Below are 7972 nucleotides of genomic sequence, written 5' to 3'. Positions count from 1 at the left end.
ACCGGCAGCTGGCCGTACGCATGGACGATCTTCTCCACCAGCTGGTCCGCGATGTCCTCGTGGACGATCAGCCGGCGCAGGCTGGCTGTGGGCGACCGCGGTCGCCCACAGCGAGGACGCCGTACTGGGCGCGCCGTCGTCCGGCCAAGACCTGGATCAAGGCCTCAGCCGAGGCCCGGTCGTCGGCCTGAACCACGACGATCTCACCGGCGGCCACATTGACCGTTAGCCCCGCGATCACGATGTCCTCTGCCCCTCTTGGGCCGTTGGCCACGATCAGGTCCACCACACGGAGTGCGCTCGGTCTGCTCGCTTCGTCGGTCATTGCTGGTTCCTATCGGAGTGCCGAGGTACAGGTGGACCGGACCGGATGTGCCGAGCGCCTCAGGAAGCGCTGCGCTCCATGAACTCCAGCCGGTTACCGAGCTTGTCGAAGGCGTAGAAGCGGTCGTAGCCCGGGAAGGTGTCGTCCCAGATCACCTCGTGGCCGCATTCCTCCAGGCGCTTGGCGAAGTCGTTCAGGGAGCGGACGAGGATGCCTGGATGTGCCTTGCGGGCCGGGCTGAACTCCTTCTCCACACCCAGGTGGACCTCCAGGCCGTCACCGCGGAACCAACAACCGCCACGGGCGGCGAGCACCGGCGGCTTCGCCAGCTCGGTCATGCCCAGGACCTCCCCCCAGAACTGGCGACACAGATCCTCGGCACCCGGCGGGATGGCGAGCTGTACGTGGTGGAGGCCACCGAAGGCGTAGGCGGGCGTGTTCTGCCCGACGTTGCTTTGCTCAGTGCTCATGCTTGCTTCTCTCTCTAGTTGTTGCGAAGGCCGGCTGTGCAGAAGGGGCCTCGGCAGGCGTCCCACGCGTCAGGCCATGTCGTTGAACCGCTCAATCGCCGCCCTCGGCAGGCGGACAGGGCGAGCTGCGAAAACGGTGGACGTCCACTGCGTCCGCCAGTGATCGACGAGTCCGTCCCATGCGTCGGCCCCTCCAGACGGTAGATAGGTGCGCCGGATGCCATGCGGGCTCGCTGTCCACGGCTCGGCCGGCGAGCGCACAGTCCCGAAGCCCAGGACGTCATTCGACAGCAAGTCCGAAACCCCGGGAATCCCCCCGTAGGGATAGGCGAACAACCGTGCTGGCCCCGATCCGTACCGCCTCTCGATGTCAGCAAGCGAGCCGAGGGTTTCTTCGCGGGCTTCGTTCGCTGACAACCGGTCAAGATGGGGGTGCGTACGGGTGTGCGCAGCGATCAAGTGTCCGTCGGCCGCCAGACGGTCGCACTCCGCGTACGACAGATAATCCTGTCGCGGCTGCGGGCTGCGCTGCCCCACCAGACCGGTGCAGACGAAGAACACGACCCGCACGCCCAGTCGGTCGAGGATCGGACGAGCGTATGTGACGTTGTCACGGTAGCCATCGTCGAAGGTGACCAAGACGGTGGGGCGGTCCGGCCGATGTGGTCCGCCCTCGGAGATCAGGCCGGACGGCAAGTACGCGTCGAATTCTTCCAGGACACGTTTCAGACCGCATTCGAATTCCTGGGGGGTGAGTGCAGTGTAGTGGCGGATCTCGGGGTGGACGTGGTGGAAGTAGAGGACTAGCGGCCAGTCGGCGGCACTGCCCGTCACGGGCTGATGCTGGTCGGGGATACCGCTTATGTACGGCGCAGGGGGCGCGGTCGGCGAACCTTTCATACGGCATCGAATCGGATGCGCACCGTGGCCAAGGCGCCAACCACGGCCCATTTGAATACTTTCACCGTTTACGGGCCTCCGCTCAGGAACCTTGTATGCTCTGCATCGCCCCTGGTTTCTCTCCATCTTCCGCAGGTGTCGGGGAGTCGACTCGGAGTTTTTCCGCCCATCGTGCAAGGGACGGGTAGGTGATCGCAGCGGTGATGAAGACTGCAGCAAGTACACCCCACCCCGGTGGGCCCCACCCAGTGATGAGCATGGTCACCGCCACGGGTCCCAGCACGTCACTTCCCACGTTCACCAAACTGAAGAGGGCCTGGTAATCGGGCAGCCGCTTGGGCGGCGCCAGCGAGTAGAAGATTCCCCAACTACCAGCTTGGAACCACAGTTCACCACAAGTATGGATCGTTACTGCGACAAGAAGCAGAACGGCAGCTGTAACTGGCCCCCCTAGCATTGAGCTCCAGTAGACAAGACAGGAAACCCCAATCGCCAGGCCGCTCCAACGCAGCACACGGACTCCGCCCGTCAGGGATTCCGTATTCCGACTGGCGCGCAACTGCAGGGTGACGCACATCACTGTATTGACAAGGAGCAATACCGCCATCAGGGCCTCCGGGGCTTCGGTATTCGAAGTAATCCATAGAGGCAATGCGATGACCAATATCGCGTCGTGCACACCTACGACAGTGGTAACCAGGGTAATGAAAAGAAAGGGTCGATCCCCAACCACTCTGGTTTTCCGGGCTTCAGATTTAGACTGTGCGAACTGACCTTGTGTGTCTCGTTGTACCCCCCATGCTGCCGTCGTTGTGGCCAGGAAGGACAGGGAGTTCCCGCAGAGCAGTATCAGATATGCTGAATCTGCCTGCGACTGCAACAGCAGGCCTGCCGTCGCGGTACCCACAGCGACTCCGGCATTTCCGGCACCTCGAGTCAGTGCCCGTACGCGGATCCGCTGCTCGCTCTCCGCCAAGGTGCCGATGAGCACGTTGCGGCACACTCGACCGGAACGCGCAGCAAGCACAGACATGATTGCAACGGGCAGATATGCGGCAAATGAGTCGACGGCCATGTAGGTAAGGGTGAGGGCAGCTTGGGATGCGCTGAATATGATGAGCATTCTGCGCGGACCCCAGCGCTTGATCGGCCAACTGCTCAGAACGCTTCCGAACAGACCGAAGATTCCCGCTATCGACATTCCGAGAGCGACCTGGCCGGGCAATAGACGTGCTTCGTTGACGAAGTAGAGAATGCTGACCGGCAGCCACAGGCCAGTGCCTACCGAATCCCAAAGCGATCCCAGAATCAAGCGCCGCCCAGGTCCGGGAGGAGGGAGTGCCTGTCTGAACCGGGACGTAAGGGATCGAGCTCCGGCGCGAGCCCTTACCACAGCCCTGTACCGCTCGGTGCAGACTCACTCATGGACTCTTGCGTAACAAGGAGTCGAAAGTGCGGGGCTTTTTCGCCACCAGCTGCCAGTTCACTCAGCTTGACTGTTTCCACGGTCAGCTGTTTCATAGCGACGACCTTGCCCAGGATTTTTGAAAGCTCACCGGCTATTTGCTCTCCGGTAGACATGTCATTGGGAGCGACGCGAATGTGCAGTTGGCCGGGCTCGATTTGCCGCACCTGCCAGCGGTCGAGCGGCATGCTTTCCAGCACAATTCGAAGGGGCTTGACGCTCACAAACTGCCCATGAGCGTCAACGACGAGTCCACGCTGCCGCCCCTCCAGTTTTGTCAGCCGCGCGTGCGGGCGGCCGCAGGAACACGTACCGTGGAGAATCTCCGCACAGTCACCGGGTTGATAACGTAGAAAGGCCGTCGCCTTGTTCACCAAACCAGTGATGAGGAGGTGGCCATCCTGCGCAACATCGGCCCGGACACGTTCCTCCTCAATGTGATAGGTCTCTGGTGACTCCGGGCATTCCCAGGCGACTCGCCCGAACTCCTGAAGGCCGTACAAGTCACTGTGTGGCGCGTCGAATGAAGCTGCGATTGCCTTTCGGGCCTTCGGGTCCAGTGTGTCTCCATGAGTGAGTACCCGCATCGGCTTTGGCAGTCGGAGCAGACCTTCGCGCTGGCGAAGTATCGCGAGGAGGACTTCCATGGGCTGCCCCCAAACAGCATGGGGCCGGAAGTCTTCGCAGATGCGGTTCACGTACTCACATGACTCACGGTCGATCTTCGAGACGTTGACCGTTACAACAACAGAAGCGCCGTTATACGGGCTCGCGTCGAAGTTGACCAGCTTGTGCCGCGGATCAGAAGTGAATCGCAGCAGTCTGTAGCCCGGGGCCAATCCGTATGCTTCCATCATACGAAGGCTGGCTGCTGCCGCCTCAGTGAGAAGCGAGTCGTCGTGGACGATCGTCATCGGCTCGCCCGACGTGCCCGAGGTCTGGACGCGCAATTCATCTTCTTCATGAACGAGGCCTGTGAGGAAAGATTTCGATGCACTTCGCACGACGGACTTGCTGAGCGTTGGAAGTGACATCAGAGTTCGCCCTGCTGCCTGTGCCGAAAGGTCCTTGCCCTGAAGCAGCGGCGCGTAGAATTCGGTTTGTGCAGCCCGCTCCAATGACTGGGCCAGACGGTCGGCGCGGATCTCCTTAAGCGCTACTGAGTCCCGGGCGGTGGCGTTGTATACAGCCAGAAATGCCTGCCACCCATCCCCCACAGCCCGCGCTTCACGCAAGCTCTGACTGTGCCACCACTTGTGAGGAATCATCTTACCTCCGCAATGCCCTTTCCTTGGGGCGGGATGAGCCATCGGGGCCGGGGTTCGGAGAACCCCGGCCCCGATTCTTGCTGGGCAGCCTTTACCAGGCCTCCTTGACGTCGATGCTCATATCCGTTCACCCCCTTTGTCCACAATTTGCGTTCATGGACTCGCGCCGCAGGGCAGTTGGCCGCAGCAGCTAAGTGGCTGCTGACTGGCCATACAGGCTGCACCGCGAACTGTGCGACGCTGACTCAATCTAGCCTCCGCTCGAAAGCGTCACAAGAGACGATCAAGCCCTGAGGCAGCGCTGAATGGATCGTTTCCGGCCAATGTTGGGCGGCCTCGTTGACATCCTGGATATGCCATGACTTTCATGGCAATCCTCTGCTGTTTCAAGCATTTCTTTTCTGCGTATCGTGTTCTATGTAGGGGGGGCTATGACCCACGGGCGTACGCTATACATCCAGGGGAAGGAACTCGCCGACCTGGCTGAGGACGCTCTTAGAGGGGTGGGAACTCCTGCGGCCACGGCGACAGCCGTGGCCCGGGTGCTGATCGACGCAGAGTTGCGTGGGCATCCGTCTCACGGTGTCGCGATGCTGCCTGTTTACCTTGAACGTGTCCGGCGAGGCGGCATTGATGCCGAGGCGCACCCGACGTGGACTCCCATTTCCAGCACTGTGGGTTCTGTGCGAGGCAACGGCGCTTTCGGTCAACTCGCGGCGGAGCTGGCGGCGAGTCAATGTGCTTCAGCTGCGGCCGAGCACGGGCTGGCCGCAGTAGGAGTGCGTGACAACAACCACATTGGGATGCTGGCCGCATATCGACACCATTTCGCTGACAGTCAAACTATTGGTCTTATCCTGAATGTTTCGGGACCCAGTGTGTCCGCGCCCGGTGCTCGTCACGCGACACTAGGGAACGATGCAATTTGCCTGGTGGTTCCCCGTCTGGATGACGAACCCTTCATAATAGACTTTGCAGCAGGGACGGTTGCCTGTGGAAAGATCCGCGCCGCTGCCTTGCGTGGCGAGAAAGTCCCCTCCACCTGGCTGCTCGACGCCAGTGGCCAACCCAGTACAGACCCTGAGGACCTGGACAGCGGGGGTTCCGTACCTGTTTTTGGGGGATATAAGGGGCTGGGCGTCCTACTCATTGTCGAAGTCTTGGCCGGCATACTGGCCGGTGCAACCGTGAGCCCTCTTGTCAATCGCCAGCGGCACCAGATGGATCTTCCCATGGGATGCTCCCAACTGTTTATTGGCTTCGATTCGCAGCTGTTCGGTGCGACGGACACGGCGAGGTTGATCGACGTGATTGCGAATGCGGTTCATGAGGGCTACGAAGGAATTCCACCTCATCCCTTCCTACCCGAGCAGTACGAGCTCTCCCATTCCGAGGCGGCTCGCAAGCAGGGTATTTCAGTCCCGGATGCGCTGGCTGCTGAACTCGGCTGGGTATCCGCCTGAATTCTGTCACCACCATGCCCGGCGTCTTTTCCCCGTCAAGGCAGCGGCGTTGGCCCAGGGCCAGTAAGGAAGGGCTCGTAATGCTCCAGTCAAGCCGCCTGTGTGGCCGACGGGGAGGGAGCGAACCTCCGGTTGTCGCCCAGGAGCACCCACATTGCGTCGACCGAGCAGCGGCCCGGCGCCTTCAGCGCCTGTTGGTGCTGGCAGCCTCCGGCTCGTTCGCGTCGGCGCCAGGGCTGTGGCGCCTGAGGTTGCACGGGTCGCCGGTGGCAATGACAAGTTGCGCGCGGGGAGCATGCTGAGCTCGGCGACTGGTTCCTCGATCCGCACCGGGCGGAAGTTCCGGCGTATGAGCGCCGTGTCGGCGATGGGACAGCGTCGTTCGCGCCGGTCACGGTTCCTCCGGCGAACGCGGCCGCCTGGCGTCGATGGCGATCCGGATCGGGCTGCTGTGCCGTGGCAGTGTCCGCTCGGCCATCTGGCACCTCACCGAACCATGGTGAGGTCCCAAGCGCCTGAGATCCGCTCCGTCGTCAACTCCTTGGCTGGTGACAGCCCGCAGTTCTCAATGAGCAAGCCGAACCATGCGCAAGCTTGATCTGCACGCGAGGGGATTTTCGTATCAGCGGTCGGAGGGCTCAAAGAGGCGGGGCGACCATTCCTTTCGGGCCAAACGTGCGGTGAGCCGATCAGCCCGCTGTCCCTGACCCACTTTGACTCTAAGGAACACGCATGCAGGACCATTGTCTCGTCGTCATAGGTCTCGGCTACGTTGGGCTACCGCTTGCCGTGCAGGCCGCCGAGGCCGGAATCAAGGTGTACGGCCTGGACTCGAATACTGCCCGGGTCGACAGCCTCCTGGCCGGCCGCAGCCACGTGGACGACATCTCCGACGCTCAGGTAACTCGAGCCCTTGGCCTCGGATTCGAACCCACTACGGACTCACGCTGTGTCGTCCGGGCCGATACCGTCTTAATCTGCGTTCCCACACCGCTGCGCCAGTCGGTACCCGATCTCGATGCGGTACGCCGCGCCGGCACGACGATCGGAGAGCATCTGGGCCAGGGCACGCTCGTCGTCCTTGAGTCGACGACGTATCCCGGCACTACGGAAGAGGTGCTGCGTCCCTTGCTGGAACGGGACGGTCGCTATGCGGGCCGCGACTTCCACCTCGCCTTCTCGCCCGAGCGTATCGACCCGGGCAACGCGAGATTCGGTCTGCGGAACACCCCGAAGATCGTCGGCGGTGTTACGAGGCGATGTTGCCAGGCGGCTGTGCAGTTCTACAGCCGGTTCGTCGACCGCGTCGTGCCCGTCAGCTCGCCGGCGGTCGCGGAAATGGCCAAACTGCTGGAGAACACCTACCGCCAGGTCAACATCGCGCTGGTCAATGAGATGTCCGTGTTCTGCCACGAGCTCGGCATCGATTTGTGGGAGGCCATTGATGCCGCCTCGACCAAGCCGTTCGGCTTCCAGGCATTCCGCCCGGGTCCCGGGGTGGGTGGCCACTGCATCCCCATCGATCCCAACTATCTCTCGTACCGGGTCCGTTCCCTTGGATATCCGTTCCGGTTCGTGGAACTGGCGCAGGAGATCAACGACCGGATGCCTCCCTTCGTCGTGGACCGAATCGTGCGGCTCTTGAACGAGGACGGGCGCAGTGTGCGCGGTGCGAAAGTACTGCTGCTCGGGGTGACGTACAAGGCCGATGTGGCCGACGAGCGGGAGTCGCCGAGCCTGGTCGTCGCCGAACGGCTTCTCGGGCTGGGGGCCCAACTGTCTTACCACGACCCGTTCGTGCCGGAGTGGCAGGTGGCTGAGCGGCTGCTGCGCAGCGTGGCGGACGCCGAGCAGGCCGCCACGGAGGCCGATGTGACGGTTCTGCTGCAGGCACACCGAGCGTACGACCGGGAGAATCTGTCCAAGAGGGCACGGCTGCTGCTCGACACCCGCGGCGTGACGTCGGGGAAAAACGTCGTACGCCTTTGAGAAGCTGTCCTACGTTTTAGGCGCGGGTCTCAGCCGGTCATTCGTAGGATCGGTGACACCCAGGGGCTCCAGGTATGGCTCAGAAGCTGTTG

Annotated in this window: 7 protein-coding genes; 2 read left to right on the top strand and 5 right to left on the bottom strand. The window is 62.3% G+C overall.

The genetic code is table 11. The features are described 5' to 3' along the window. Positions 1 to 67: 67 nt before the first annotated feature. From ABZS64_RS38700 to ABZS64_RS38680, 5 genes are all read right to left on the bottom strand, one after another. Entirely contained in the window at positions 68 to 325 is a 258-nt protein-coding gene (locus ABZS64_RS38700; protein WP_355839823.1) for a hypothetical protein, read from the bottom strand. Positions 326 to 384: 59 nt separating this feature from the next. Beyond that, positions 385 to 795 (bottom strand): glyoxalase, encoded by a 411-nt coding sequence (locus ABZS64_RS38695; RefSeq protein ID WP_355839821.1) that lies wholly within the window; start codon positions 793 to 795, stop codon positions 385 to 387. Between the two features lie 69 nt (positions 796 to 864). Then, positions 865 to 1629: a polysaccharide deacetylase family protein gene (locus tag ABZS64_RS38690; protein WP_355839819.1), complete on the bottom strand. Its 765-nt coding sequence runs from the start codon at positions 1627 to 1629 to the stop codon at positions 865 to 867. Positions 1630 to 1777: 148 nt separating this feature from the next. Beyond that, positions 1778 to 3007, bottom strand: a complete 1230-nt coding sequence (locus ABZS64_RS38685; RefSeq protein WP_355839817.1) for an MFS transporter — start codon at positions 3005 to 3007, stop codon at positions 1778 to 1780. A gap of 74 nt (positions 3008 to 3081) precedes the next feature. Continuing rightward, the gene (locus tag ABZS64_RS38680) at positions 3082 to 4428 is read right to left on the bottom strand and encodes a hypothetical protein (RefSeq protein ID WP_355839815.1); all 1347 of its coding nucleotides are present in this window, start codon (positions 4426 to 4428) and stop codon (positions 3082 to 3084) included. A gap of 431 nt (positions 4429 to 4859) precedes the next feature. Between ABZS64_RS38680 and ABZS64_RS38675 the strand changes: the two genes are divergently transcribed. Together ABZS64_RS38675 and ABZS64_RS38670 are read left to right on the top strand one after the other, a co-directional pair. Further along, the gene (locus tag ABZS64_RS38675) at positions 4860 to 5891 is read left to right on the top strand and encodes an Ldh family oxidoreductase (RefSeq protein ID WP_355839813.1); all 1032 of its coding nucleotides are present in this window, start codon (positions 4860 to 4862) and stop codon (positions 5889 to 5891) included. Positions 5892 to 6623: 732 nt separating this feature from the next. Further along, a complete protein-coding gene (locus ABZS64_RS38670) occupies positions 6624 to 7880 on the top strand; it encodes a nucleotide sugar dehydrogenase (RefSeq protein WP_355839811.1) in 1257 nt (418 codons plus the stop codon). Positions 7881 to 7972 lie beyond the last annotated feature (92 nt).

Source organism: Streptomyces sp. NPDC005408 (genome assembly GCF_040606445.1).
Taxonomy (GTDB): Bacteria; Actinomycetota; Actinomycetes; order Streptomycetales; family Streptomycetaceae; genus Streptomyces.
The sequence above is the reverse complement of the archived record's forward strand: the minus strand, read 5'-3'. Positions and strand labels throughout refer to the sequence as shown.